Here is a 25,298-nt window from a genome sequence, read left to right on the forward strand (position 1 = left end):
CCCTTGCCTCTCGGCAATCGGGCGCGGTAAAATAGGGGTATGACAGCTCATTCCCCGATCCTGCCCGTGACCGCCGCCGACATCGATGCGGCGGCGCGCGTCCTCGCGCCCGTGGCCGTGCGGACTCCGCTGCTGCCGGCTCCCGTGCTCAACGAGCGGTTCAAAGCGAACGTCTTCGTGAAGCCGGAGGTGCTGCAGCGGACCGGCTCGTTCAAGTTCCGCGGTGCCTACAACAAGCTGGCGTCGATCCCCCAAGCAGCGCGCGGCAACGGCGTCGTCGCATTCTCCTCCGGCAATCATGCGCAGGGCGTCGCCCATGCCGCCACATTGCTGGGCATGGACGCCACGATCGTGATGCCCTCGGATGCGCCAGCGGCCAAGCGCGAGCGCACCAAGGCGTTCGGTGCCGACGTCGTGCTCTATGATCGCGATCGCGAGGACCGCGAAGCGATCGCGCGCGACATCGCAGCAAAGCGCGGCTCGACGGTGGTGCCGCCCTATGACGATCCCTACGTCATCGCAGGGCAGGGCACCGTCGGTCGTGAAATCGCCGAGGACCTTGCGGCGCTCGGCCTGTCGCCGGATCTGGTGATCGTCCCGGCTTCGGGCGGTGGACTGCTTGCCGGCGTCTCGACCGCGGTCAAGGCGCGCTTTCCCAGCACCCGGATGGTCGTGGCCGAGCCAAAGGGCTTTGACGACCATGCGCGCTCGCTACGGGCCGGCCACCGCGAGGCGCACGATGCAAAGGGCCGGACCATCTGTGACGCGCTGATGGCGGCGATTCCAGGCGAGATCACCTTCGCCATCAACAGCCAACTGCTGTCGGCCGCGGTCGAGGCCTCGGACGAGGAGGTGGGGCGCGCGGTCGGCTTTGCCTTCCGGGAGCTGAAGCTCGTCGTCGAGCCCGGTGGTTCGGTCGGGCTTGCGGCATTGCTGGCCGGCCGGCTGGATGTGGCGGGCAAGACGGTGGTGATCGTTTTGTCCGGCGGCAATGTCGATGCTGAGCTCTACGCCAGGCTGATTGCCTGACGATCAAGCCTCAGTGAAAGCTGAGGCCGCCTTTTGCAAATCCCCCGCCCCCCATCCGCAGTCCGGACTGCGCGACGTGCGGCGTGCTCCGCGCCGGGCCGCCCTGCATCCCGCCTTGGCCACGCGCCATCGACGGATGCGACGCGTTGATGTTCGGCTTGAACGGTCCGGAATTGCCGGGGAAGGGACGCCGCACCTCGCGGGTGTCGAATGGCCGCCCAGGACTGCGCTTCAGTGGATCGAGCTGGATTTTCGTAGCCACGGGCGCATTTGTCGGCGGCACGATCCTGTCGCGCAACCTGCTCTGAGCGATAGGCCTGGGATCGACGACCTTGTTGGGACCCGCGTTGTTGATGGCATTGCCTTTCGTGACCACCGTTGGCGGCAGCGGTCCGTGCGGCACGGTGGCGGCCGGCAGCGTCGGTTGCGGGGCTGGATGGCTCTGGATCTGCGGACCAGGATTGAACGGTCGCGCGATCGGTGCCAGTTGCGGTGGCATCATGAGACGGCTCGGTTGCAGCACGGGGATGGGCCGAGGCTGTCCCTGCAGCCGCAGTGCGACCGGCGCATATGGGCTGTCGGCATAGGATTCACGGAAGCTCTGATAGGCGGCCGGCGAATTCGCCAGCACGGCCTGGTGCCAGGCCGTGGCCTGCACGAGGCCGGCGAGCAGTGCGCGGATGCGGTCGGCGAGCGGATCGCGCGGATACAGCTCGATGAACTCGCGATAATATTGCGGACGGTTCTCCGACAGCACGTAGTCATAGGCCTGCCGCACGGAACGGCTCGGCAGGTTGGCCGCCATCTGGATCACCGGCGTATTCTCGGCAGGGCGCGCCGCCGCGACCAGCGTATCCCCGAAGAAGGTGAAATCACTGGTCAACGAGGAGCTTTCCCATGGCGTCTGTCGTCCGTCGGTGCTCTGGTTCACCTGTAGGCGAATGCGCTTGAACAATTGCTCGATCGGCAGGTTCGGCTGCCGCGCCAGGTTCAGGAACGCCTGCGCGTACGGGCTGTGCTCGCCACGCCCGTCGAGCGCCTCGGCGCCGGGCGAGGTCGAGTATCCGAGGATGGAGCCGTTCGGCGCGTCGACGATGGCAAGTCCGCGTCCGGCATCGTTGATGGCAGGGAATGGATTGTTGCGGCAGGCGTCCAGCACGACGATCCGCATGCGGCTCGGGATGGCGTCGAGCGTTGCCATCAGGTCCACCAGACGGATGGTCCCCGTCGTCAGGTCGGAGGGCGCTGAGATACGGGCATCGATCGGGATCAGATAGTTCTCGCCCGCGAGCTGAACCCCGTGGCCGGCGTAGTAGACCATTGCCACGGTGTTCGGGCCGTGTGCTGCCACCCGGCTCGAGAAATCCTCGACGACCTTGAGCATCTCGTTCTGCGTCAGGTCGGTCGCCGTGATCACCTCGAAGCCGGCCGAGTTCAACAGCTTGGCAACAGCATGGGCGTCGTTGTCCGGGTTCTCCAGCGGCGGCGCGTTCTGATAGCTCGCATTGCCGATCACGAGCGCGACGCGTGGCTCGGCTCCTTGAGGGATCGCGGCGGGCGTGTTGCTCTCCTTGGCCGGTGAGGGAGCTGCCAGCGCGCGCGGTGGTGTGTGAAGGTTGTCGAGCTCACTGCCGGCGGCGAACGCCGAGTCCGGGCCGACCCAGGCCATCAGGCCCAGCAGCGCGGACATGAGCAGGGATTTCCAGGCGGATGTTACAGCGCGAAATTTCGGAACGGACACGGCGTTCTCCTCGAGCATGCGCAAAGCGAATGGCTTGAGGATCAGGCTACGCAGATCACGCAGCAGCGTACGTGATCCGCGTCACCCATCAACGCGGCACCTTTCGGTGCTCAGCGATCGAGGTTCAACAGGAGGCGGCCGAGATGCACTCGCCCTACGAGAAGAATGCGATCTTCTCAGGCTGGGTCATGCGACGGATCGGCGCCAACGAGTCGTTGGCGGGTGCCTGCGGCCGCTGCAGAAGGCCGTTCGACAGCAGCGTCGATCCCAGCGACGGCTCGTAGGCAGGCTTGGGCATCGCGGACGCGCTGGTGCTGTGAGCCGCGGCGGCGGTCGGGCGGACCTGCTGGATCGGCGCAACGTCAGCCTTCGGGGCCGCTGCGGGAGATTGAGCTGCGACCGCAGCCGCCACGGCGGCCAGGGTCTCGATGGTGATCGCCTCCGGAAGCGGTGGCGATACGGGCACGCTGGGGACCGGCGCCGGGGCTGCAGGCGAGGCCATGCGCGGGGCCGCCGCGGGCGGGGCCGGCATCGGCGGAGCCGACATCGTGGGCGCAGCGGGAGCCGGCGCCGCGCTGGCAACCGGGGCTTCTGCCGTGGTCAGCACGAGATCCGGCTCCGACGGCGCTGTCTCGCTGAAGCTCGCGACGATGTCGTCGTCGACCGAGGTCGGCTCCTCAATGTCGAAGCCGAGCGTCCTGGCCCGGCTGAACTCCTCATCGTCGATCGGATCGGGGGCACCCATCTCCGCCGCGACCAATTCCAGGATGGCTTCGTCGTGGGCTTCTGCGGCGACGGCGTCATCCAGGGCCGCCGCGGCGTGCTGCTCGATCTCGAGCAGGGCTTCGTCCACCGACGGCTCGGTCGCAGCTTCCGGGGGCTGCACCACCGCCGAAGCGGCGGTGTCGACCATCCTGGCCTCAACCGCTGCAGCCGCCATGATCACAGCATCAGCGCCGGAGGATGTCTCGACCGATTCGATCGCGGCCACTGCGGCAACGAGCGGAATGGTCATCTCAAGCCCGGCTTGGGCCGCCTCCATCTGTTCCGGCACGGGCTGCGGCTCCGGAGCCACCTGTGGCTCAGCCGAGACCGTCGCCGCCGCAGTCGGACCCGATGCGACATCGGGTGTCGGCGGGGCCGCAGCTTCGGTCGCCGGTTCGATCTCGTCAGCCGCGGGCGGAATGCTTGCTTTCTCCGCGTCGAACTCCTTCAGCCGCGTCTTGATGATCTCGAAGGCCGCAAGCAGCGCGACCTTGGGGTCGGCGCACGCAAGCTGGTCGCAGGCGGCCTCGATCGACGTGACCTGTGAATCGATCAGGTCGCAGATCCGCGAGTCCGCACCGATCTCGCGCCAGCGCCAGGAAATTTCCTTGATGATTCGGATGCCCTTGCGCACCGGCGCCAGGTTCTGCTCGAGGGCCATGCTGTCGACCGCAGTGGCGGCGGCGAGTGCGGCGTCTTCGACCGTGGCGCGGATCGCGGCCAGCGCTTCGGGCAGTGCCTTGCTGTCGGCCTGCTCGAACTCCTGCTGCTGCTGACGCTGTGAGGCCAGCGCATGCTCGATGCGGGCCACCGCGTCGAGCACCATGCTGGTGTCGGCATTGCGGTTGCGCTTGGCGTATTCGCCAAGGAACCAGCGGCCTCGGGACGTCTCCATGAAGGCGTCGCGGATCGCCTCGTAATCGGCCTCGTTCGGCTGAGCCGCACGGGCGGATATCGGCGAGAGGGCGAAGACTTCATCGACCATGGCAAACCTATCGCGCACATTGCTGCGCGTTGGCATAACGATCACCATGATATTGATCGAATCGCAATTGAATTGATGCCACTGTCCCGACAAATCTCCACCACATCGCCGGTATTGTCGCGCCGATTCGCGGACAGGTTGGGGCTGTTCTATGGCGCTGTGTTCGTGCTCTCGGGCACGCATCTGCCGTTCTTTCCCGTATGGCTACGGGCGATCGGCCTGGATGCCGCATGGATTGGGGTCATCGTTGCGGTTCCCGCCGTAACCCGCTTCACCGTCCTGCCGCTGATCACCGCGGTTGCCGAGCGCCGGCAGGCCCTGCGCGCCGCGATGCGGCTGACCACCTTCGCAACGGCATCGGGCTTTGTGGCTCTTGCCTTCCAGCGCGAACCCTGGCTGGTATTCCTGGTCTACGTGGCAACCTGCTGTCTCTGGACACCCGTTGTCCCGCTGACGGACGCTTATGCGCTCCGTGGCGTGATGAGCTATGGCCTGAACTACGGTCGCCTGCGGCTGTGGGGATCGGCCGCATTCATCGCCGGAACGCTGCTGTGCGGCGGGCTGGTCGACTTCGCGCCGTCGTCCGAGCTGATCTGGATCATCGTCTCGGTCGCGCTGTGCGGTGCGGCAAGCAGCCTGCTGCTGCAGGCGCTGCCGCCGCTGCCGCATGGCGCCGGCCTGGCCCGGGACGGGCGCAGTCTGCTGGGCAATCCGAGCTTCCTCTGCATCATCGCCGCTTCGGCGCTGATCCAGGCAAGCCATGCGGCCTACTACACGTTCTCCGCCATCGAGTGGAAGGCGCAGGGCTTCAGCGGGCTGACCATCGCTTGGCTCTGGACCATGGGCGTGCTGGCCGAGATCGTCGTGTTCGCCCTGTCGCCCCGGTTCACGCTGGCGCCCGCGAGCCTGGTCATGATCGGCGCGATGGCGGCCGTGCTGCGCTGGAGCCTCACGGCCCAGGAGCCCCATGCGGGTGGGCTCGCCGCGGTCCAGATCAGTCACGGCTTCACCTTCGGGCTGACCCTGGTTGGAACCATGGGGCTGTTGGTCCGCCAAGTGCCGGCGCAGCTGACGGCGCGCGGGCAGGGCTATTATGCGGCTGCGAGCGGCGTGGTCGGCTCGGCGGCATCGGCCCTCTCTGGGCCGGTCTATGCGGCCTATGGACCCGGTGTCTACTACGTGATGGCCGCGATGGCCGGAGCGGGCGGCGTCCTGATGTGGATCGCGCACCGAAGCCTGTCGTTTCAGCCCCACAACGCCTGATCGGGCGGATAGACCAGGCTGTCCTCGTAGTGCAGGCCGTGCTCGCAATCCTCGGCGAGCAGCAGCGGACCGTCCAGATCGACGAAACGGGCGAAAGGCGTCAGCAGCATGGCCGGTGCCATCGACAGCGATGTCGCCACCATGCAGCCGACCATGATGTCGAAGCCGAGCGCGCGCGCGGCTTCGGCCATCGCAAGCGCCTCGGTCAGTCCTCCGGTCTTGTCGAGCTTGATGTTGACGGCGTCATAGCGTCCGCGCAGCGCTTCGAGCGAGTCGCGGTCATGCACGCTCTCGTCGGCGCAGACGGTGAGCGGGCGCGCGATCTTTCCGAGCGCTTCGTCTTTCCCTGCGGGCAGCGGCTGCTCGACCAGCGTGACGCCGGCGATGGCGCAGGCTGCGAGATTGGATTCCAAATTCGCTTCGGTCCAGGCCTCGTTGGCGTCGACGATCAGTTGTGACTGCGGCGCCGCCGCTCGCACGGCTGCAATCCGCGCAGGATCGCCGTCGCCGCCGAGCTTGATCTTGAGCAGCGGGCGATGCGCGGCCTTGGCCGCAGCTTTGGCCATCACATCGGGGCTCCCGAGCGAAATCGTGTAGGCCGTGACGCACGGTGCCGGTGCGCGACGTCCGAGCAGGTCCCAGATGCGCCGGCCGCTCCGCTTGGCTTCGAGGTCGAGCAGCGCGCAGTCGAGCGCATTGCGCGCCGCGCCCGGCGGCAACGCCGTCTGCAGGGCGTTGCGGTCGAGACCAGAGGCGACCGCATCGCGCATCGCGAGCAGGGCGCTCAGCGCCGCATCGGGCGTTTCGCCATAACGCGGATAGGGCACGCATTCGCCGCGGCCAACCATCGTCCCGTGTCGCAGCTCCGCGATCACTGTCACGGCTTCGGTCTTGGCGCCGCGGCTGATCGTGAAGCTGCCGGCGATCGGCCAGTGGCCGATCCGGGCGTCCAGTATTGGAAAACCGTTGGAAGTCATTTGAAAGTCTGGCGCTTTGTGAACCGGAATGAGGCGCTTGGGACTTGCGCGATCTGACCGACTATGGCTGTTGATAGCGGTCTCCGGCAAGGTGGTAGCGACGCGGTGGGATTTTTCTCGTCAAGGAGCGGACGTCCAAGGCTCCGAGGATGGCCGTCGTGAAGGGCGGCCCTGATTTGCAGCGCAGTGGCGATGGCAACGCGCTGTCGCTGCGCGCGACCGGCGCCTGGACTGCGCCCTTTGCGCCGTCGCTCGAACGGCTCGTCGCCGATGCCGAAAAACTCGCCGGCAAGAAGATCGATGTTTCGATCGACGTCTCCCAAGTCTCCAAGCTCGACACGTTCGGCGCCTGGCTGATCGAGCGGCTGCGCCGCAGCTTCACGACCGGAACCGTCGAGGTCCGGATCGATGGGCTCTCTGCGAACTACGCCAGCCTGGTCGACGAGGTTCGACGCGTCAGCACCGCGCCCAATGGCGACGCGACGATGGTGACCATCACCGGCATGCTCGGCCAGATCGGCCTCAGTGTCGCCGGCATCTTCGGCACGATCGCCGCTCTGATCGACATGCTCGGCGCCGTGATCGTCGCCAGCGGCCGGGTCCTCATTCATCCCCGCAGCTTCCGATTGACCTCGACCATCCATCATCTCGAGCAGGTGTGCTGGCGCGCGGTGCCGATCATCGTGCTGATCACCTTCCTGATCGGCTGCATCATCGCTCAGCAGGGCATCTTCCATTTCCGAAGGTTCGGCGCCGACATCTTCGTCGTCGACATGCTCGGCGTGCTGGTGCTGCGCGAGATCGGCGTGCTGCTGGTGGCGATCATGATCGCGGGCCGGTCGGGTAGCGCCTACACGGCCGAGCTCGGCTCGATGAAGATGCGCGAGGAGATCGACGCGCTGCGCACAATGGGCTTCGATCCGATCGAGGTCCTGATCCTGCCGCGCATGCTCGCGCTGGTGATCGCACTGCCGATCCTGGCCTTCCTCGGCGACATCGCCGCGCTCTATGGCGGTGGGCTGGTGGCCTGGTTCTATGGCGGCGTCGATCCCGAGGCCTTCCTGCTGCGCCTGCGCGATGCGATCTCGATCGATCATTTCAAGGTCGGGCTGCTCAAGGCGCCGGTGATGGCGGCGGTGATCGGGATCGTCGCCTGCGTCGAAGGACTGGCAGTGCAGGGCAGTGCCGAGTCGCTGGGGCGCCACACCACTTCGTCGGTGGTGAAGGGCATCTTCTTCGTCATCGTGATGGACGGCGTGTTCGCGATCTTCTTCGCCGCGGTCGGGATGTGAACTGAGATGATGCAGGAGGTCTCCGATCCGATCATCCGCGTGCGTGACGTCACCGTGCAGTTCGGCAAGACGCGCGTGCTCGACGGGCTCGACCTCGACGTCAAGCGCGGCGAGATCCTGGGCTTCGTCGGTCCATCCGGCGCCGGCAAGTCGGTGCTGACGCGCACCATCATCGGCCTCGTGCCGAAGCTGTCGGGCAACATCGAGGTGTTCGGCGTCGATCTCGACGCCGCCGATCGTGCCGGCCGCCGCGCTGTCGAGCGGCGCTGGGGCGTGCTGTTCCAGCAGGGCGCGTTGTTCTCCTCGCTCACCGTGCGGCAGAACATCCAGTTCCCGGTCCGGGAGTATCTCAAGGTCTCGCAGCGTCTGCTCGACGAGATCATGATCGCAAAGCTGGTGATGGTCGGATTGCGGCCCGATGTTGCTGATCGTTTCCCGAGCGAGCTGTCGGGGGGCATGATCAAGCGCGTGGCGCTGGCACGCGCGCTCGCGCTCGATCCGGAGCTGGTGTTCCTCGATGAGCCGACCTCGGGGCTCGACCCGATCGGCGCCGGCGATTTCGACGAGCTCGTCCGGACCCTGCAGCGCACTTTGGGACTGACGGTTTTCATGGTAACCCATGATCTCGACAGCCTGTATACGGCGTGCGACCGCATCGCCGTGCTGGGCGACGGCAAGATTATCGCCGCGGGATCGATGGCCGACATGCAGGCCTCGGAACATCCGTGGCTCCGACAGTATTTCCACGGCAAGCGTGCCCGAGCCGTGATGGGGTAGCGCGACGCGCCCCAGGGACGATTTTTGTGAGCGGGAGTGGGGACTGCCGCGACAAAGTTGATGGGGTGGGTGCCGCTGTCCGGCGCCAACCGACAGTGCACGGAAGCGGGGGCCGGATGACCGCCGCGACGTGCCGGTACCGGAGTTGGTAATGGAAACGCGGGCGAATTACGTCCTGATCGGGTCGTTCACGCTGGCAGTGATTGCCGCGGCGATCGGGTTTGTCCTCTGGTTTCAGAGCCTGCACACGACCAAGCAGCGCAGCCCGCTGCGGGTCGTGTTCGAGGGGCCGGCCGCGGGTCTGCGCAACGGCGGCAGCGTCAACTTCAATGGTATCCGGGTCGGTGAGGTCATCTCGGTCAAGCTCGACAATCCGCGCCGCGTCGTCGCGCTGGCGATGGTCGAGAACAACGCACCGATCCGCAAGGACACCCTGGTCGGGCTCGAGTTCCAGGGCCTGACCGGCGTCGCCGCGATCTCGCTGAAGGGCGGCGAGGAGGCTGCGCCGCCGCCGCCGCTCGACGAGGATGGCGTGCCGGTGCTGCGTGCCGATCCGACCCGGCTGCAGGACGTGACCGAAGCGATCCGAGCCACCTTGCAGAACATCAACAAGGTGGTCGCGGACAACCAGGACGCCGTGAAGAACTCGATCAAGAATCTCGAGGTGTTCACCCAGTCGCTGGCCCGCAATTCCGAGCGCATCGATGGCGTCATGAGCCGTGTCGACGGCATCATGGGCAAGGCCGATACCCTGATGCTCGGTCTCAACACGCTGGCCGGCGGCAAGGATGGCGGCGAGCTGTTCCTGACGGTGAAATCGATCCGGGAGCTCGCCGAGGATCTGGACAAACGCTCCGGCGCGCTGATGGCCGATGGACGGCGCACGCTGTCCGACATCAGCCGCGCCGTGAACAATTTCGACCGCAATCCGACCCGGGTCCTATTCGGGGCCAGCAACGCCAGCCCGAGCAACGCCCAGGCCTCGCAGCCCGCGCCCGCGGCGCCCACCAGCGGGCGGCGGTGAGGGAGGCGGGCGGGCGCAGGGCGTAGCGAGAGGCAGCGCCTCGGTGCCCTCCGCGGCGATGCACCGATTGCTCCACGCTCGGCTTGGCATTGTCCCGTCTCATGCTGACTGGCATCCCGGGCGCCTGCAACGACGGCTGCCGTGCCGGTCGGGCCGGCGACGGGCAAATCCGAAAACGCTTCACTGGACCCCGATAAGCGAAACGGAGGCCTCGCGGCCTCCGTTGTCTATTCTCATCGCGGTCGGCTCCTCGCCATCCGCTAGTCGCTGTTCGCTGCTCCCGTCACGCCAGCCTTCCGGCGGCGTGGGCGAGCAAGGTGTAGACCAGCCCGGTCTCCGAGGTGAGCTGGGCACGCAGCGCCTGCGGATTGCGGTCGTCGCGTGCGACCTCGTCGAGCAGCCGCTCGAACTCGGTGATGTAGCGGTCCACCGTCTGCTTGAAGGTGCGGTCGGCGCGGTACTTGCGGGCGACCTCGTCGAACGCCTTCTGGCCGGCCGGGGTGTAGAGACGCTTGGAGAACGCCTTGGTCTCGCCCCGCTGGTAGCGGTCCCACATCTCGGCCGCGAGATTGCGGTCCATCAGCCGTGCGATGTCGAGCGACAGCGACTCCAGCGGATTGCCCGACTGCTGCGCCGGACCGCGGCCACGCGGCGGCTGGGGCTGGCCGGCGGTGCTGTTGTCGGCCCGGTTGAGCAGGTCGGACAGCCAGTTGTCGCTGCGCTGATCGGCGACCGGACCCATCGGCGGCGCCTCGACCCGGCGTGGCTGCGGCGGCGGGGCCGGCGGCTGCATGCCGAGATCCGGCGGCGGCAGGTTGGCGACGCTCGTCGCAGCCGGCTCGCGCAGGCGCATGTCCGGCCGGCCGCCGACGGCTGCGGCGACGATCGGCTCTTCCTGACGGATCACGGCCGCTGGCGCCGCGACCGCGGCGGGACGCGACGCGCTGACCACGTCGAGACCGCGGCCGTGATGCGCGACGATCCGGTTGAGTTCGGCCAGCGCCTCGATCTGGTCGACGATGACCTTGCGCATCTGCGCCGTGCTCTCGGCGGCCTCCTGCGGCATCTCCAGCACGCCGCGGCGCAGCTCGTTGCGCGTCGCCTCGAGCTCGCGATGCATCTCGGCGGTCATCTGCTTCATGCTCGACACCAGCGTGGCGAACTTCTCCGCCGACTGCTTGAACATCGCATCGGCTTCCTGCGTGCTCTGCTGGTAGATCTCCTGCATCTGCGACGTGGTGAGGCGGCGTTCCTCCTCCGCGTTGGCGCGGATGGCCTCGAACTGGCGGCTGAGCGCGGTCGAGCCGGCCCCCGCCGTTTCCGCCACGACCCGGGCGATGTCGCGGGCGCGCTCCTCGGCGGCCGCCAAGGACTCGTCGAGCAGGGTGGTGAAGCGCGTCAGACGCTGGTCGAGATCGGCGGTGCGCAGATCGATGGTGGTGACCAGCGATTCCAGCGTCGTCTTGCGATCCGAGATCGAGACGGTCGCATCGCGGTTGCTCTGCTCGACGATGGCCGCCGCCTCGATCAGCGCCTTGCCATGCGCGTCGAACTGGCCGGACAGCGAGTTGAGATCCTCCAGCGCCCGCGACGTCTTGGAGTTGAACACGTTGAGCTGGTCCTCGAGCGTCTGCGTCGCGGTGCCGTTGCGTGCGGTGACGTCGTTCATCGCGGTGACGAAGTCGGCCACCCGGGTGACCAGCGCCCGCTCCAGCGAGTTGAGGTTGTCGTGGGCGCCGGTCAGAACCTCCTGCAGCAGGATGTTGCCCTCGCGCAGACGTTCGAACAGGGCGACCGTATCGGTGCGCAGGATCTTGCTCGTCTCCTGCATCTCGGTGACCGCAGCCACCGAGACCTGGCGCGACTGCTCGATCGCCGCGCGCGAGGCCTGCTCCAGCTCCTTGAGCGACTTGGTGATCGCGGTGGTCGCGAGCTCTCCCGCCGAGGTGATGGTGCGGGCGACCTCGGAGCCGTTGCCATTGACGCTCTGGGCGAAGTTCTGGCCGCGGACCTCGATCGCCTTCAGCGCGTCGGTGGTGACGCGATCGATCTCGATCGTGAGCTGGTTGGTCTTCGAGTTGAGTGCCTCCACAAGGGTGCCGCGCTTGCCGTCGAGCATCTGCGACAGCCGCTCGCTCTGCTGCTGCACATAGGTGACGATCTCGTCGGTCTTGCCGGTCATGGCCGAGCCGAACGAGTTGCCGGCGGCGAGCACCGAGCGCTCGATCTCGGTCGAGGTCGACTTGACCCGCGTGGAGACCTCGTTGGAGGCGGCAACGAGCGCGCTCTGTGCATTGAGCGCGCTGCTCTGGATCGCATCGGTGGTGTTCGCCGCGACGGAATTGATGACGCGCTCGATCTCCGACGACATCGCCTTGAGCTGGCCCGCGGTGTCGGTGGAGGTGGCGGTCAGCAGGTTCTGCGCCTCGCGCGCGCCGCCGACGATCACCGCGACCGTCTCGGTCGTGGTCGTCGTCAGCACCGCCTGGGCTTCGCGTGCGCTGCCGACCAGGGTGGCCGCGGTGTCGGCCGACGTGGCGGTCAGCGACATCTGCGCCTGGCGCGCGCTGTTGAGGATCGAGGTCGCGGTATCGGCGCCGACGGACGACAGCGTCCGCTCGACGTCGACGGCCAGCGACTTGACGTGCTCGGTTGCTTCCGTCGAGGCGGTGACGAGCTTCGACTGGACGTCGCGGGCGCTGTCGACGATCGCTGCGGCCGTGCTGGTTCCGACCGCGGCGAGCGTGCGCTCGACGTCGGCCGCCAGCGACTTGACGTGATTGGCCGCTTCGGACGAAGCGCTGATCAGCGTGCTCTGCGCTTCCCGGGCGCCGCCGGTGATCGTTTCCGCGGTGGTCGTCCCCGCGATCGACAGCGAGCGCTGGACGTCGACGGTCAGCGCCTTGACCTGTTCGGCCGCTTCGCTCGATGCCGCGAGCAGGGCATGCTGGGCATCACGGGCGCCCGCCGTGATGGCTTCGGCGGTTTCGGTCCCGGCACTGGTCAGCGAGCGCTGCACGTCGGCTGCGAGCGACTTCACGTGCTCGGCCGCGTTGGAGGAGGCGGACACCAGCGTGTTCTGGACCTCGCGTGCACCGGCGAGGATCGAGGCTGCCGTGGCCGAGCCGGCGGCCGTCAGCGCCTGCTCGACGTCAACGGCGAGCGACTTGACGTGGGTGGCGGCATCGGAGGAGGCGGACACCAGCGTGTTCTGGGCCTCGCGCGCACCGGCGAGGATCGAGGCTGCGGTGGTCGAGCCTGCCGCCGTGAGCGTGCGCTCGACGTCGGCCGACAGCGACTTGATCTGGTCGGCGGTCTCGCCGGAGGCCGCGACCAGCGTGGCCTGGGCCTCGCGTGCACTGGTCAGCACGGCCTCGGCCGCGCTGCTGCCTGCGTTCGACAGGGCACGCTCGACCTCGGCGGAGGTGTTCTTCAACTGCGATCCGACGTCGGTCGAGACGTTGAGCAGCGCCTGCTGTGCCGAGCGGGCCCCGGTCTGGATGGTCTCGCTGGTGTTGACCACGAGGTTGGTCAGCGCCCGCTCCGCATCTTCCACATGCGACTTGATGCTGGCGGACAGCAGCTCGGCGCGGGTCATCAGTTCGTCGCTCGCCTGGCGGCCGCTGCTCTCGATGCGGCCGGCCACGGCCTCGACGCGCGAGCCGAGCAGGTCCTCGAACTGCGACACGCGATGGTCGATGTCCTTGGCGATCGAGCCGACGCGGGTCTCGATGCCCTGATGGATGTCCTGGAAGCGCGCGGTGACGGCTTCGGTCAGCTCGTAGCTGCGGCCGTCGATGATGTTCGACAGGCTGTGGATGCGCTGATCGATCGCTTCGAGCGCCTTGTCGGTGCCGTCAGTCAGCGAGGAGGTCAGTATGTTGAGGCGGGAATCGATCGACTGGATCGCCTGCGCCGAGCCATCGGTCAGCGAGGAGGTCAGCACGGTCAGCCGCGAGTCGATCGCGTGCAGCACCTGGGCAGCGCCGTCGGTCAGCGAGTTGGACAGAGTGCCGAGGCGGCCTTCGATCGTCGAGGTGACCGAGGTCGCGCGGTTGTCGAAGTTCTCCTCGAGCGACTTGAGGCGGCCCTCGACGCTGTCGTCGAAGGTCTTGATCTTCGCATCGAGCGAGGTGTCGAGGGTGGTGATGCGGGCCTGCAGATTGGTCTCGAACTGGTTCAGCCGCTGATCCAGCGTCGCCGTGATCTCACCGCTGTTGGACGACAGCCGCGTATCGAACGTATCGACATAGGACTTGAGATTGTCGGAGATTTCCTGGGTCCGCTGGCCCATGCGCTCGACGATCTCGCCGCCATAGGTCTTCACCGTGCGGTCGAATTCGGTGATGTGCCGGGTGATCAGCGCGCCCAGCGTCGAGCTGTCGCGTGCGAAGCGCTCGGCGAGCTCGGTGCCCTGGTTCTTCACCAGCTCGTCGAAGGCGCTGATCTGGATCGACAGCGTGTCGTGGGTGCTCTCGGTCTGGCTCACGACCTTGGCGACCAGTGAATTGACGGTCGCATCGAGCGACTCGCTCGCCTTCTCGCCTGACGTGACGATGTGGCCGGACATGCGCTGGCTCGCCTCGTCGATCTTGGTGACGAGATCGCCGCTGCGCAGCTCGAGCTCCAGCAGGAGGGACTCGCCGGACGCCTTGAGCTGGTCGTGAACCTGCTCGGTTCGCACCGAGATGCCGTCGACGATGGCCGCCGTGCGCTGCTCGAACTCGCTGGTGATGCGGTCGATGCGCTCGTTGAGCATCTCGTGGACTCGGTCCGACAGGTCGGCGAACTCGTCGTGGACGTGGCCGGTCTTGAAATTGAGGCTGGTGGTGAGCCGCTCCGAGGCGTCGAGCACGGCGCGGGTGGTCTCGGCGCTGGCCTCTTCGAGCCGGTCGAGCAGATCGCCGCCGCGCTCGCCGAGCGCGAGGATCATGTTGTCGCCGGCGTTGCCGAGCGCGGCCGTGATGTGGGCGCCGCGCTCTTCCAGCGCGCCGGTGATGCTCTTGGCGACCTCGTCGACCCGCGAGGCGATCGCGTCCGAGATCAGCGCGATGTCGTGGCGAAGGTCGATCTGGACGCCCGAGATGGCGCTGCGGACCTGCTCGGCCTGGCCCACGAGGTTGTCGCGCTGATGGGCGATGTCCTGGAGCAGGGCGCGGATGCGGACCTCGTTGTCGCTGTAGGCGCGCTCGAGCGCCGCAACCTCGTTGGCGACCAGCATCTCGAGCTCGCCTGCGCGCGCGATCGCGCGCTCGACGCCGTCGCCCATCGCCGCGACCTCGCGGCGGATGGCCTGGCCGACGGTCACGATCGAATCGCTGACGGCGCCTTCCGGCTCGGAGAAGCGGATCGCGACCTGCGCCATCGACTGCGCGATCATGCGCAGCTCCTGGCCGCGCCAAGCGAGGCTCGCGAGGAAATAGAACAGCAGAACCGGGGCAAAGAACACTGCGGCGAGGCCTGCCATGACCAGCACGCCGCCGCTCTGGCCGATCAAGGTCTGCAAAGCGGGCAGGAAGCCGATGGTCAGCAGGACGCAGCCGACGATCCAGATGCCTGCAAAGGCGGTTGCCAGCGTGTAGACGCCGCGTGACGGGCGGCCCTTCTGGATCGCCTGCAGCAATTGGCCGATAGTCTCGCGGTCGTCATTGGCCGGGCGGCGCGCGGCGAGCGGCGGCGGCTCGATCTCGTCAAGGCTGCTGCGGTCGATGCCCGGACGCGAGTCGAACGAATCCAGACTGGACACGCCGTTCGGCATGACGGGCGGAGCCCCGTCAGCGTGGACCGAGCCCTGCGAGTCCGTGGGCGCGGACGAATCGCTGATGTTCAAAGCCTCCTGAATGGCGGACAGCGCAACTTCAGTCGGGTCTTTGACCTTTTTCGGAGTGTTCGCCATGTTGAGTCCGAGCCCTCGTCTTAATTTCGATCCGGCGAGCCGCGTACGAGTGCCCTCTCGCAACGCTCGAACCGGACGTCATCCCTCGCAGGCACCAGGGGTGGCAAATTCCGCCAGGTGACCCACTCCATCCGGGCATCATCCTATTGGCTGTGCCTGTTGAAAGAAATGGCCGTGGTTAAGAGATTCTTAATCATCGTTAACAGCAGCCGCCGTTAACACTCTAGAAGTTCTGCGAATTCCCGTTTCTGCCGTGATTGGGGCAGAGCCGGGCCCAAATCGCGGCAAACCCGCGGCAATTGGGCCGGTAACAATGCATTAACCATTGTCGTGCTTGGCTTACCACAGGCGCGCGCGGCGCGCCCGGACCGGATTGCCGCCATGATTCCCGACCTTTCACGGATCGAATGGATGCCCTCGCCCCCGCTGGTTCCCGATGACGGGCCGATCAGCCTGGACCTGCTGCGCCGGATGACGCTCGGCGACAGCGCGCTCGAGCGCGAGGTGCTCGCCATGTTCTCCAGCCAGGCCGTCCGCCTGCTGGAGCGGTTGCAGGTGATGCCCGAGGATGCCGCCACCGTCGCCCACACGCTGAAGGGCTCGGCCCGCGCCGTCGGCGCGCTCGACGTCGCCGACGCGGCGGAAGGGCTCGAAGCGGCGCTGCGGGCGGGCGATCCGGCCGATGCGCTGGCCTGGCTCGGCACGGCGATCGCGCAGGCCCGCGCGGCGATTTCGGAGATGCTCGGCGCGGCCTGAGCGGCCGGCGGCAGCACTAGCGCGGAGCGGAGCGGTCCGTTATAGGACAGCCCGACCTCATTTCCTGCGCAGCACGAGCACACATGGCCAAGATCACCTTTGTCGACCATACCGGCGAATCCCGAACCGTTGACATCGAAAACGGCGCGACCGTGATGGAAGCGGCGATCCGCAACGCCATTCCCGGCATCGAGGCCGAATGTGGCGGCGCGTGCGCCTGCGCGACTTGCCATGTCTATGTCGACGAAGCCTGGCGCGAGAAGGTCGGCCCGCCGACCCCGATGGAAGAGGACATGCTCGATTTCGGCTACGATGTCCGGCCGAATTCCCGTCTTTCCTGCCAGATCAAGGTCTCCGACGAACTCGACGGCCTCGTCGTCGCCACCCCCGAGCGTCAGGCCTGACCGTTCGCCTCGCGCCCTCATCGCCGCGCTTCGGCTGATCGCCGCCAGGCCTATGCCGGCGGCGCGATCGCCATGCCGCGGCGGACCCAGGGCTGTAGCGCAGCAACGAGATTCGGCGTCAGCGGCGCCGGTTTGCGCGTCACCTCGTCGATCAGGACCATGACCGCGGTGGCCGACGCCACGCAGCGCCCGTCCGAGAACACGACCTGCTCGCAGGTCACCGACGTGCGCCCCAGCCTCACGACCCCCAGTCCCAGTTCGATCGTGCCCGGCCAGCGCAGCTCGGCCCGGAAATGCATGTCCAGCCGCACCATGATCCAGGCCAGCCCGTCCTGGGTCAGGCCATGGCGCGGGTCTTTCATCAAGGTCACCCGGCCGGTCTCGAAGTAGGTCGCGTAGACCGCATTGTTGACGTGCTGGTTGGGATCGAGGTCGCCGAAGCGGACATTGTCCGCGAGGCGGTAGGGAAAGTCCTCCAGGCGTGGCGCGTGGTCGCGGCGGGCCGTCTCTGTCACCGATTGATCTCCATCATTCATGTCCCCTTCAAACCCGGCTAAGGCCACCGCTGCAAGCCGCGCGCGAGCCAGGGGCGGCTTTTGTACCTTCCCTGCGACCACACCAATGGCTACAAATTCGGAACCGCCATCTGCCGCCATCCGTCGAGCGGCGCCTCCAACGAGAAGAGCGACATGAGCGAAGCGATCAAGACCGATGTGCTGATCATTGGCGCGGGCCCTTGCGGACTGTTTGCCGTTTTTGAACTGGGGCTGCTCGACATCAAGGCGCATCTGATCGACATCCTCGACAAGGTCGGCGGCCAATGCGCCGAGCTGTATCCGGAGAAGCCGATCTACGACATTCCCGGCGTGCCGATGGTGACGGGGCAGGGCCTCACCGATCAATTGATGGAGCAGATCAAGCCGTTCAGTCCGACCTTCCATCTCGGCGAGATGGTCGAGAAGGTCGAAAAGATCGGCGATCCCGGTTTTCGCGTCACCACCGATGCCGGCAAGGTGTTCGAGTGCAAGGTCGTGGTGATCGCGGCCGGGGGCGGCTCGTTCCAGCCCAAGCGCCCGCCGGTGCCGGGCATCGAGGCCTATGAAGGCACCTCGGTATTCTATGCCGTGCGCAAGATGGAGCTGTTCCGCGACAAGAATGTCGTCATCGTCGGCGGCGGCGACTCCGCGCTCGACTGGACGCTCAACCTGCACCCCATCGCGAAGCGCATCACGCTCGTTCATCGCCGCGACGACTTCCGTGCCGCGCCCCACAGCGTCGAGCAGATGCGCGCGCTCGTCGCCGGCGGCAAGATGGATCTGCGCATCGGCCAGGTGACGGCGCTCGAAGGCGCCAATGGCCAGCTGTCGGCTGCGACGATCAAGGGCAACGACAACGCGGTCGAGACCGTCCCCTGCGAGATGATGCTGCCATTCTTCGGACTGACGATGAAACTCGGTCCGGTTGCCGAGTGGGGCCTCGCGCTCGAGCACAATCTCATTCCGGTCGAGACCTCTGCCTTCGAGACCTCCGTGCCCGGCATCTTCGCGATCGGCGACATCAACACCTATCCCGGCAAGATCAAGCTGATCCTGTGCGGCTTCCACGAGGGCGCGCTGATGGCGCAGAAGGCGCACCGCTACGTGTATCCGGAGAAGCGGCTGGTGTTCCAGTACACGACGTCGTCGTCGAGCCTGCAGAAGAAGCTCGGCGTCAACTAATTTGTCGGCGGTATGGAACCTTCCGCCGCCGGACCAACTCAAATGTGAAGAAATGTTTCCTGCGCGTGCCGGTTTCACCGGCGCGCCAGACCTGTTATGGGGCTGGAACGATGCATGAAACGGCCGTACTGTGCGGCCATTCATTTTGTGACTTGGTCAAGGTGAGATGATGATGCGCAATGCGTTTCCCCGACTTCGGCTGGTGCCTGGTGTGACGAAGCTCGCGATCGGCGCGCTCGTCGTTGCCGGTGCTCTGCTGACGCGGCCTGCGCTCGCGGCTGAGCCGACCGCGGCCGGTCTGTGGCAGAAGGTCGAGGATGGCAGGCCCGTCGGCTGGTTTCTCTTCATCGACCACGACGGCGTGTTCGAGGGCGTGATCGCCAAGACGTTTCCGCGTCCCGGCGACAATCCGAACGAGGTCTGTTCGAAGTGCAGCGATGACCGCAAGAATGCGCCTGTGCTCGGCATCTCCTTCGTGCGCGACATGAAGCGCGAGGGCCTGAAATACGAAGGCGGCAACGTGCTCAATCCGCGCGACGGCAACATCTGGAAGGCCAATATGCGGGTCAGTCCGGACGGGCAGACGCTGATCCTGCACGGCTATCTCGGCATCTCGCTGTTTGGCAAGGACGAGACCTGGACCCGCCTGCCGGATAGCAACATGGCGCAGATCGATCCTGCGATCCTCGCCAAATATCTGCCCTCGCAGGCGACGACGGCAACCGGCCCCGCCACCAAGCAGGCGCCTCCGATGATGAAGAAGCCGGCTGCAGTCAAGTAGACTGCTTCCGAACTGCGACCGTCCTCGCTCCTGGCCGACAAGGGATCGCGATCTCGGACACCGCGTCGGCGAAGAGCTTGATCCAGACCAACCGCACCAACCGCGTGGTCGAGGACAAGGTCTCCATGATCATTCGAGCGTTGCTTGCCGGTGATCGTGCAGGCCATTGGCCGCAGCGGTCGGAATTCGACGAGGGAGCGATGCTGATGCTGCGTTGGATAATCGCGGGGAGCGCGGCCATCTCCATGATCCCGATCGCCGCTGCTCAGACCTATGAGTCCAATTATCCTGTCTGCCTACAAAGGTGGGAATGGGGTGGTAGCACCTATGTCGAATGCACCTATACGTCCTGGGATCAGTGTCGAAGGGCAGGCCGGGGCCTCGCGGCCATGTGCGTGAACAACCCATATTGGGCACAAGGACAATCAGGATCGCTTGGCGGTGGTCGCCGTCGATTTGCGCGCTGAGCGTTGGGACGTCGAGGCCGACACGTTCTTTCGAGGCGGCCCGGCTCTCCATCCGCTCCCAACTCCCCATGAGGCTCTGCAATCTCGCCGCTCCACAGCCTTTGTTCCTGAGCGCCCGCTCACGGAGGGCGTCCCGAAAGACGGTGTGCGGAGCGGAGCGCTTCAGGCTGTTCTTCCTCTGCGATCCCTACCCGAATGGCCGACTACTGCCTCACCATGCCCGCCGGCGGCAGCGGCTGGCTGGTGACGTTGGGCTCGGCCGCATCGAGGTTGAGCACTTGCGCCGCGGCCGGAAAGGCGGCGTCGGCCATCGCGGCATGGCCCTCCGCCGTCGGATGCACGGCGCCGCCATAGACCGCGGACAGCACGCCCCAGCTCGCATCGTGGATGTCGGAGGGCTGCATCGCCGCCGGCAGCCCTTGCGGATAGGTCATCGCCGAGAAGTAGCTGTCGTTGGCATCGCGGATCCAGCGCGCGCGCGGCAGATAGGGACGATACTCGCTGGCGCCGCGGCCGCACAGCAGCGGCTCGTTGGCGGCGCTGACGATGTTCGGATCGAAGCTGGCGCCGTCGGCCGAAAAACATTCGCGGTCGAACGGCGGATCCTGCGTCGAGCGGGCGCAGAAGCCGTGATCGGCAAACGCGGCCTGATGCGCGTCAACGAAGGTCATGCGGTCGGCCTGCGGATCGCGGCACAGGACTCCCGCGGTACATTGCGCCAGCCCGCGCAGTGACGGCAGGAACTCGTTCTCGACGAAGCCCGCGACCTTGGCGAGCCGCTGCGGATTGGCATTGAACGATGGGTGGACCTCGAAACCGGCCGGACCACCCGGGCAGGGCGTGCCGGGGCCGCTCAGCGCCGGGTTGCCGTAGGAGGTGTAGATGACGTGCGAGAGGTCGCCGACCAGCGGCTTCAGCGCCTCGCGCAGCTTGGCAAAACCCTGCGGCAGGTCGCGTGCCAGCTCGCTGCGCGATTCCTCCACCGAGCCGATCACGCCTGAGCGCTTGAACAGCGTGCGTTCGGTCGGCGTATCGACGATGACGTCGGCGACGAGACCGGAGAAGTTGATGTCGTTGGCGCCGATCGACAGCAGAATCAGATCGAGCTTGCGGTCCGGCTGGCGACGCTTGGCCGCGGTCAGCGCCTCGCGCAGCTCGCCGAGCTGGCCGTTGACGCTGCCGGCGCAGGTGGTCGCGGCGCGGCCCGGCGTGCATTCGCGCGCGCGCTGGCTGCCGAACAGGCCGTCGGCGATGGTGGCGCCGGTGCAGGCGAGCGGCAGGTAGGTGACCGCGACGTGCGGATAGCGCACCGCGAGCGCCAGCGCCGTGCGGGTCTGGTAGCTGTAGAGCGAGCGGTGGCAGGCCGCGTTGAGCCAGACCGCGCTGTGCTTCTGCCAGTTCTGCAGCGTGTCCGGCGCCTCGCAGGCGCGGCCGCCTTTGAAGCCGGCCCGGCTCGGCCGATAATATTGCGCCGTCGGACCGCCGAGATAGGAGCGGAAGCAGAAGCCGTCGTCGGCGAGCGCGATCGGGCGGTCCGGGTTGCCCTCGCCGGAGGCGATGCTGTCGCCGAGGCCGGCGATCAGGACGTCGCGGACCTGGATTCCGGTCGACACCTGCTGCGTGCCTTCCGGGCTGGCGACATCGACGGATGCGACGGTCTGGCGGCCGTAGCGGACGCGCAAATTGACCGGTTCGGCGCAGTCGAATGTCGAGGTCTGCGGCCCGTCGCCGTCGTCGAACGACCACGCGCAGGTGGCGCCGACCGGGACCGGGCCGGTCAGGCGCACGGTGACCGGATGGTCGATCGGCGTGAGATAGCTTTCCTTGACGTTGTCGCGCGTGCACGGCTCGTTGATGCGGCCGGCGAGGTCGATGCAGAGCCGGTTGACGACGTTCCGGGCCCAGCCGCGGCCGTCGCTCTGCACCGCCAACGCCTGCTCGGCGGCGAGGATGGAGCGGTCGCGCGTGCTGTCGGTATGCAGCAGGAAGTCGCGCTCCTCCCGGAAGAGGCGGAAGCGGTTGCGCACCTCCCAGCTGATCTGCAGCGGCGCTGCGCCGAACTGCGCGGCCGCCTCGGTGGCGGCGAGAGGGGCGAGCAGGCCGGCCAGGACGCAGGCGGCGAGCAGCGGACGAAGGGGCATTCGGGTCATGCGCAAGGATTCACGTCAGGGATGGGGCGGAAATAAGAGGATCGCACGCGAGTTCAACCGGTCGAGGGTCGAACCGTCGCGTCATCCGCGAGACGATTGCTGCTCAGCGCTGGGAGTGGCGCTTGATGCGCTGGGGAACCGCGGCGGGCGCCGTGGCCGCGGCGCGCTTGGCGGCGACCTCGTCCTCGCAGGCTGAGTTCAGCCGGCGCCGCTCCTGCCACGGCTTCACGACGTTCAGCCAGAGTTCCCTGATGCCCATGATGGAGATCGCCGTCGCGAACGGGATCACGAAATACAGCACGCGGAAAACGAGCAGGGTGGCCAGCAACTGCTCGCGCCCGAACTGCGGCAGCGCCACGAGCATCGCGGCATCGAACACGCCGATGCTGCCGGGCGCGTGGCTGGCGAAGCCGAGCAGGGTGGCGAGGATGAACACCACCGACAGCGACAGGAAATCGATCGGCGGAGCGGCGGGGACGAGGAGGTACATCGCCAGCGCGCAGAAGCCGAGGTCGACCACTCCGATCAGGATCTGCACGAGCGTGAGCTGCGCCGAGGGCAGCACCACCTTCCAGCCGTTCTGGCCGAGCTGGCGCCGGTTCTTGCCGGCGGTCAGCCAGCCGAGATAGGCGAAGATCGCCCCCAGGATGCCGATCGCGATCAACTGGTTCACCGCCGGGGGCAACTGGTCCATCGCGGTGGCGGCGGCCGGATGCAAGGTCATGCCGATGCCGAGTACGAACAGATTGCCGAGCCAGAAGGTCAGGCCTGACAGGAAGCAGATCTTGGCGACGTCGATCGCGGACAGCCCGTAGTCGGAGTAGATCCGGAACCGGATGGCGCCGCCGGTGAACACGGTGGCGCCGATGTTGTGGCCGATCGAATAGCTGGTGAAGGCGCTCATCGCCGCGATGCGATAGGGCACGTGTTTCTTGCCAATCGTTCGCAGTGCAAAATAGTCATAGAAGGTCAGCGTGCAGAACGCGCCGACCACACACAAGGCCGCGAGGGCGATGTGACCGGGCGGGATTTCGGTGAGCGCGGTCAGGATGACGCCGGCATCGACGCCCTTCAGCGTACGCACGAGTGTCGTGATCGCGAAGGCGATGATCGCAAGGCTCGCTGCAATCCCCAGCCGCTTCCAGCCGATCCATTTCTTGAAGCCACGCCCAAGCGTGGTCAGCAGGCGCTGCATTCATCCTCCCGGCGGGGCGGTACTAGATCTTGGAAAAGAGGCGAAACCATTTGTCGATGGGGCGGGCAATTCGTGACAGCCTGTTCCTTATGCTAAAATGCGCGCCTTGTGCAGTCCTTGACACAGCTCAGCTCCGACCCATGCGGCGCGGGTCTGTCACACTCCGGTCACATAGCTGGCGGCCCGTCCGCCTCAATTCGGTCCAACTGGTCGCCCGCGCGGTTCACGAGAACCCTCGTCCCTGCGACCGGTTCGGCAGGGGCGGTACGCCGGAACAACCGCCGTAGCCGCCGGTTAGCGCACAGCGAACATGGCGACGATCGGTCAGGGGAGGGACCTGCCATGTTCCGAACCGAGAGGACGTGAAACAAATGGGACTGTTCACCAAGGACATCAAGACGATGAACGATCTGTTCGTTCATCAGCTGCAGGACATCTATTACGCCGAGAACCAGCTCGTCAAAGCGCTGCCGAAGATGGCGGACAAGGCGACGGATCAGAAGCTCAAGCAGGGCTTTCTGACCCATCTCGATGAGACGAAGACGCATGTGACGCGTCTCGAGCAGGTGTTCAAGATGCACGGCATCGCGGCCAAGGCGGTCGACTGTCCGGCGATCGACGGCATCATCGAGGAGGCCGACGAGGTCGCCGGCGAGGTCGACGACAAGGCGGTGCTGGACGCAGCGCTGATCAACGCCGCCCAGGCGGCCGAGCACTACGAGATCACCCGCTATGGCAGCCTGATCGCCTGGGCCAAGCAACTCGGCCGCAGCGACTGTGCCGCCGTCCTGCAGAAGACGCTCGACGAGGAGAAGGCGACCGACATGAAGCTGACCAAGCTCGCCGAGACCAGCGTCAATCTGCGCGCCGCGAGCTGATCGCGCCATCGTTGATGAGACAAAACGCCGCGCGGACATCCCGCGCGGCGTCGTCGCATCCGGATGCCGCGCGTCAGCTCTTACGCAACGCGAAATTGGCGCCGCAGAACGCCATCAGGGCGCCGAGGCAGAGCGCGGCGAGGCCGGCCAGCACACCCGAGGCCGACGGCACCGGGCTCGGGCCGGAGATCGCCTGGCCGATGCCGGCCAGCATCAGCACGCCGACCACGACCAGGAAGTTGCGCATCCGCTGCGGGATCTCGCCCGATACCGCGCTGTGCATGATGTTGGCGATGAAATAGCCCGAGGAGAAGCCGACGGTGGCGATCAGCCACCAGGCGATCGCCGATCCCGCCGGCATGAAGGCGCCGCTCTCGGTCTGCCACAGGCCGCCGAGATCGAGACCGTAGCGGGCGCCGAGCATGTGCACGGCCAGCGCCAGCAGCACGCCGGCGGCCATCGCCCCGGCCAGGATCAGGTGGCGCGGAAAATAGATCGTTTCGCTCATGCTCCGCTTGTAGGATAAGGCGCGCGCCACACGCAACAGGACCGATCCATTTCCGAGCGCACCACCACAGCCGGCGATGATGCGATCCGCTACGCCTACAAGGCGTCGCTGATCGGGGCCGCGCACCAGTTCGAGCTGACCGGGCAGGGGCTGTCGTGGCGGTTCGCCGGCCGGACCGGCCTGTGGCCGTACGCCGACATCGCCGCGATCCGGCTGTCCTACCGACCGGTGTCGATGCAGGCGAAGCGTTTTCGGGCCGACATCACCCATCGCGATGGCCGCCGCCTCAGCATCATCTCCGTCTCGTGGCAGACGGCGGCCCTGATGGCGCCGCAGAGCGAGGCCTACCGCGCCTTCATCGTCGGCCTGCATGCGCGGCTCGCCTTCAGCGGCAGCAACGCGCGGCTGACTGCGGGCCTCGGCCGCTTCACCTACGGCGCGGCGCTCGCCGCGATTGCGCTGCTCGCCGTGGCGATGGCCGGGCTTCTGGTGCGCGCGCTCGTCATCGCCGAATGGTCGGGCGCGTTGTTCCTGATCGGCTTCGCCGCGCTGTTCGCCTGGTATGTCGGCGGCTTCATCACCCGCAACAGGCCGCGCAGCTACACGTTCACGGAGATTCCGGCCGCGCTGCTGCCGTGATCACGCAATCTCGTCGCCCGTCACCGAATGTGATCATGCGGATTTCGCGCGCC

Annotated in this window: 20 protein-coding genes; 12 read left to right on the forward strand and 8 right to left on the reverse strand. The window is 66.8% G+C overall.

Annotation, left to right across the window (positions count from 1 at the left end; genetic code table 11):
- Window positions 1–39 precede the first annotated feature (39 nt).
- The gene (locus ACQR0U_RS30510; RefSeq protein WP_434844068.1) at window positions 40–1,029 is read left to right on the forward strand and encodes a threonine ammonia-lyase; all 990 of its coding nucleotides are present in this window, start codon (window positions 40–42) and stop codon (window positions 1,027–1,029) included.
- Between the two features lie 10 nt (window positions 1,030–1,039).
- On the opposite strand, the gene ACQR0U_RS30515 is transcribed toward ACQR0U_RS30510, so the two are convergent.
- Window positions 1,040–2,719 carry a caspase family protein gene (locus ACQR0U_RS30515; RefSeq protein ID WP_434844069.1) on the reverse strand — a complete coding sequence of 560 codons (1,680 nt, stop codon included), beginning with the start codon at window positions 2,717–2,719 and terminating at the stop codon, window positions 1,040–1,042.
- A gap of 205 nt (window positions 2,720–2,924) precedes the next feature.
- Window positions 2,925–4,520: a hypothetical protein gene (locus ACQR0U_RS30520; RefSeq protein ID WP_315753170.1), complete on the reverse strand. Its 1,596-nt coding sequence runs from the start codon at window positions 4,518–4,520 to the stop codon at window positions 2,925–2,927.
- A gap of 75 nt (window positions 4,521–4,595) precedes the next feature.
- Here ACQR0U_RS30520 and ACQR0U_RS30525 point away from each other — a divergent pair, with 75 nt between their 5' ends.
- Entirely contained in the window at window positions 4,596–5,783 is a 1,188-nt protein-coding gene (locus tag ACQR0U_RS30525; RefSeq protein ID WP_315753169.1) for an MFS transporter, read from the forward strand.
- Here ACQR0U_RS30525 and dgcA read toward each other — a convergent pair.
- Window positions 5,765–6,760 carry an N-acetyl-D-Glu racemase DgcA gene (dgcA, locus tag ACQR0U_RS30530; protein WP_316167129.1) on the reverse strand — a complete coding sequence of 332 codons (996 nt, stop codon included), beginning with the start codon at window positions 6,758–6,760 and terminating at the stop codon, window positions 5,765–5,767. The two genes, ACQR0U_RS30525 and dgcA, sit on opposite strands and share 19 nt — an antisense overlap.
- Window positions 6,761–6,918: 158 nt before the next feature.
- On the opposite strand from dgcA, the gene ACQR0U_RS30535 reads away from it, so the two are divergent.
- The 3 genes from ACQR0U_RS30535 to ACQR0U_RS30545 all read left to right on the forward strand — a co-directional run bounded on the left by ACQR0U_RS30535 (window position 6,919) and on the right by ACQR0U_RS30545 (window position 9,853).
- Window positions 6,919–8,052: an ABC transporter permease gene (locus ACQR0U_RS30535; protein ID WP_315713623.1), complete on the forward strand. Its 1,134-nt coding sequence runs from the start codon at window positions 6,919–6,921 to the stop codon at window positions 8,050–8,052.
- A gap of 6 nt (window positions 8,053–8,058) precedes the next feature.
- Window positions 8,059–8,829, forward strand: a complete 771-nt coding sequence (locus ACQR0U_RS30540; protein WP_315712692.1) for an ABC transporter ATP-binding protein — start codon at window positions 8,059–8,061, stop codon at window positions 8,827–8,829.
- Between the two features lie 151 nt (window positions 8,830–8,980).
- Entirely contained in the window at window positions 8,981–9,853 is an 873-nt protein-coding gene (locus ACQR0U_RS30545; RefSeq protein ID WP_315753167.1) for an MlaD family protein, read from the forward strand.
- A 283-nt stretch (window positions 9,854–10,136) separates the two neighbouring features.
- Here the strand turns inward: ACQR0U_RS30545 and ACQR0U_RS30550 are convergent, their stop codons facing one another.
- Window positions 10,137–15,749: a methyl-accepting chemotaxis protein gene (locus tag ACQR0U_RS30550; protein WP_315753166.1), complete on the reverse strand. Its 5,613-nt coding sequence runs from the start codon at window positions 15,747–15,749 to the stop codon at window positions 10,137–10,139.
- Window positions 15,750–16,160: 411 nt separating this feature from the next.
- Here ACQR0U_RS30550 and ACQR0U_RS30555 point away from each other — a divergent pair, with 411 nt between their 5' ends.
- Together ACQR0U_RS30555 and ACQR0U_RS30560 are read left to right on the forward strand one after the other, a co-directional pair.
- A complete protein-coding gene (locus tag ACQR0U_RS30555) occupies window positions 16,161–16,505 on the forward strand; it encodes an Hpt domain-containing protein (RefSeq protein ID WP_315804330.1) in 345 nt (114 codons plus the stop codon).
- A gap of 83 nt (window positions 16,506–16,588) precedes the next feature.
- Window positions 16,589–16,909, forward strand: a complete 321-nt coding sequence (locus ACQR0U_RS30560; protein ID WP_172115065.1) for a 2Fe-2S iron-sulfur cluster-binding protein — start codon at window positions 16,589–16,591, stop codon at window positions 16,907–16,909.
- A 50-nt stretch (window positions 16,910–16,959) separates the two neighbouring features.
- Here the strand turns inward: ACQR0U_RS30560 and ACQR0U_RS30565 are convergent, their stop codons facing one another.
- Entirely contained in the window at window positions 16,960–17,424 is a 465-nt protein-coding gene (locus ACQR0U_RS30565; protein ID WP_316186962.1) for an acyl-CoA thioesterase, read from the reverse strand.
- A gap of 174 nt (window positions 17,425–17,598) precedes the next feature.
- On the opposite strand from ACQR0U_RS30565, the gene ACQR0U_RS30570 reads away from it, so the two are divergent.
- The 3 genes from ACQR0U_RS30570 (at window position 17,599) to ACQR0U_RS30580 (ending at window position 19,875) form a co-directional block, all read left to right on the forward strand.
- Window positions 17,599–18,627, forward strand: a complete 1,029-nt coding sequence (locus ACQR0U_RS30570; protein ID WP_316167125.1) for an NAD(P)/FAD-dependent oxidoreductase — start codon at window positions 17,599–17,601, stop codon at window positions 18,625–18,627.
- Window positions 18,628–18,799: 172 nt separating this feature from the next.
- Window positions 18,800–19,408: a DUF2147 domain-containing protein gene (locus tag ACQR0U_RS30575; protein WP_315713622.1), complete on the forward strand. Its 609-nt coding sequence runs from the start codon at window positions 18,800–18,802 to the stop codon at window positions 19,406–19,408.
- Between the two features lie 77 nt (window positions 19,409–19,485).
- A complete protein-coding gene (locus tag ACQR0U_RS30580; protein ID WP_434844070.1) occupies window positions 19,486–19,875 on the forward strand; it encodes a DUF3551 domain-containing protein in 390 nt (129 codons plus the stop codon).
- Between the two features lie 203 nt (window positions 19,876–20,078).
- Here ACQR0U_RS30580 and ACQR0U_RS30585 read toward each other — a convergent pair whose 3' ends face one another.
- Window positions 20,079–22,025 carry a hypothetical protein gene (locus ACQR0U_RS30585; RefSeq protein ID WP_434844071.1) on the reverse strand — a complete coding sequence of 649 codons (1,947 nt, stop codon included), beginning with the start codon at window positions 22,023–22,025 and terminating at the stop codon, window positions 20,079–20,081.
- 103 nt (window positions 22,026–22,128) lie between these two features.
- Window positions 22,129–23,220: a lysylphosphatidylglycerol synthase transmembrane domain-containing protein gene (locus ACQR0U_RS30590; RefSeq protein WP_315712684.1), complete on the reverse strand. Its 1,092-nt coding sequence runs from the start codon at window positions 23,218–23,220 to the stop codon at window positions 22,129–22,131.
- A 371-nt stretch (window positions 23,221–23,591) separates the two neighbouring features.
- Between ACQR0U_RS30590 and ACQR0U_RS30595 the strand changes: the two genes are divergently transcribed.
- Window positions 23,592–24,098 (forward strand): ferritin-like domain-containing protein, encoded by a 507-nt coding sequence (locus ACQR0U_RS30595; RefSeq protein WP_316187532.1) that lies wholly within the window; start codon window positions 23,592–23,594, stop codon window positions 24,096–24,098.
- 73 nt (window positions 24,099–24,171) lie between these two features.
- Here the strand turns inward: ACQR0U_RS30595 and ACQR0U_RS30600 are convergent, their stop codons facing one another.
- Window positions 24,172–24,606, reverse strand: coding sequence for a hypothetical protein (locus ACQR0U_RS30600; RefSeq protein WP_315738812.1), 435 nt, complete (start codon window positions 24,604–24,606; stop codon window positions 24,172–24,174).
- A gap of 48 nt (window positions 24,607–24,654) precedes the next feature.
- Between ACQR0U_RS30600 and ACQR0U_RS30605 the strand changes: the two genes are divergently transcribed.
- Complete coding sequence (locus ACQR0U_RS30605) at window positions 24,655–25,245, forward strand: hypothetical protein (RefSeq protein WP_409999284.1); 591 nt, start codon at window positions 24,655–24,657, stop codon at window positions 25,243–25,245.
- Window positions 25,246–25,298: the final 53 nt, after the last annotated feature.

This window comes from Bradyrhizobium sp. HKCCYLRH3097 (genome assembly GCF_051167875.1).
Classification (GTDB): Bacteria; Pseudomonadota; Alphaproteobacteria; order Rhizobiales; family Xanthobacteraceae; genus Bradyrhizobium.

Excerpts from the sequence above, each read along its gene's own strand:
- ACQR0U_RS30585 (WP_434844071.1), bottom strand. The coding sequence starts at position 22,025 with ATGACCCGAATGCCCCTTCGTCCGCTGCTCGCCGCCTGCGTCCTGGCC.
- ACQR0U_RS30590 (WP_315712684.1), bottom strand. The coding sequence starts at position 23,220 with ATGCAGCGCCTGCTGACCACGCTTGGGCGTGGCTTCAAGAAATGGATC.
- ACQR0U_RS30525 (WP_315753169.1), top strand. The coding sequence starts at position 4,596 with ATGCCACTGTCCCGACAAATCTCCACCACATCGCCGGTATTGTCGCGC.
- ACQR0U_RS30540 (WP_315712692.1), top strand. The coding sequence starts at position 8,059 with ATGATGCAGGAGGTCTCCGATCCGATCATCCGCGTGCGTGACGTCACC.
- ACQR0U_RS30550 (WP_315753166.1), bottom strand. The coding sequence starts at position 15,749 with ATGGCGAACACTCCGAAAAAGGTCAAAGACCCGACTGAAGTTGCGCTG.
- ACQR0U_RS30555 (WP_315804330.1), top strand. The coding sequence starts at position 16,161 with ATGCCCTCGCCCCCGCTGGTTCCCGATGACGGGCCGATCAGCCTGGAC.
- ACQR0U_RS30515 (WP_434844069.1), bottom strand. The coding sequence starts at position 2,719 with ATGTCCGCGCTGCTGGGCCTGATGGCCTGGGTCGGCCCGGACTCGGCG.
- ACQR0U_RS30545 (WP_315753167.1), top strand. The coding sequence starts at position 8,981 with ATGGAAACGCGGGCGAATTACGTCCTGATCGGGTCGTTCACGCTGGCA.
- ACQR0U_RS30510 (WP_434844068.1), top strand. The coding sequence starts at position 40 with ATGACAGCTCATTCCCCGATCCTGCCCGTGACCGCCGCCGACATCGAT.
- ACQR0U_RS30560 (WP_172115065.1), top strand. The coding sequence starts at position 16,589 with ATGGCCAAGATCACCTTTGTCGACCATACCGGCGAATCCCGAACCGTT.
- ACQR0U_RS30520 (WP_315753170.1), bottom strand. The coding sequence starts at position 4,520 with ATGGTCGATGAAGTCTTCGCCCTCTCGCCGATATCCGCCCGTGCGGCT.
- dgcA (WP_316167129.1), bottom strand. The coding sequence starts at position 6,760 with ATGACTTCCAACGGTTTTCCAATACTGGACGCCCGGATCGGCCACTGG.
- ACQR0U_RS30575 (WP_315713622.1), top strand. The coding sequence starts at position 18,800 with ATGCGCAATGCGTTTCCCCGACTTCGGCTGGTGCCTGGTGTGACGAAG.
- ACQR0U_RS30595 (WP_316187532.1), top strand. The coding sequence starts at position 23,592 with ATGGGACTGTTCACCAAGGACATCAAGACGATGAACGATCTGTTCGTT.
- ACQR0U_RS30570 (WP_316167125.1), top strand. The coding sequence starts at position 17,599 with ATGAGCGAAGCGATCAAGACCGATGTGCTGATCATTGGCGCGGGCCCT.
- ACQR0U_RS30600 (WP_315738812.1), bottom strand. The coding sequence starts at position 24,606 with ATGAGCGAAACGATCTATTTTCCGCGCCACCTGATCCTGGCCGGGGCG.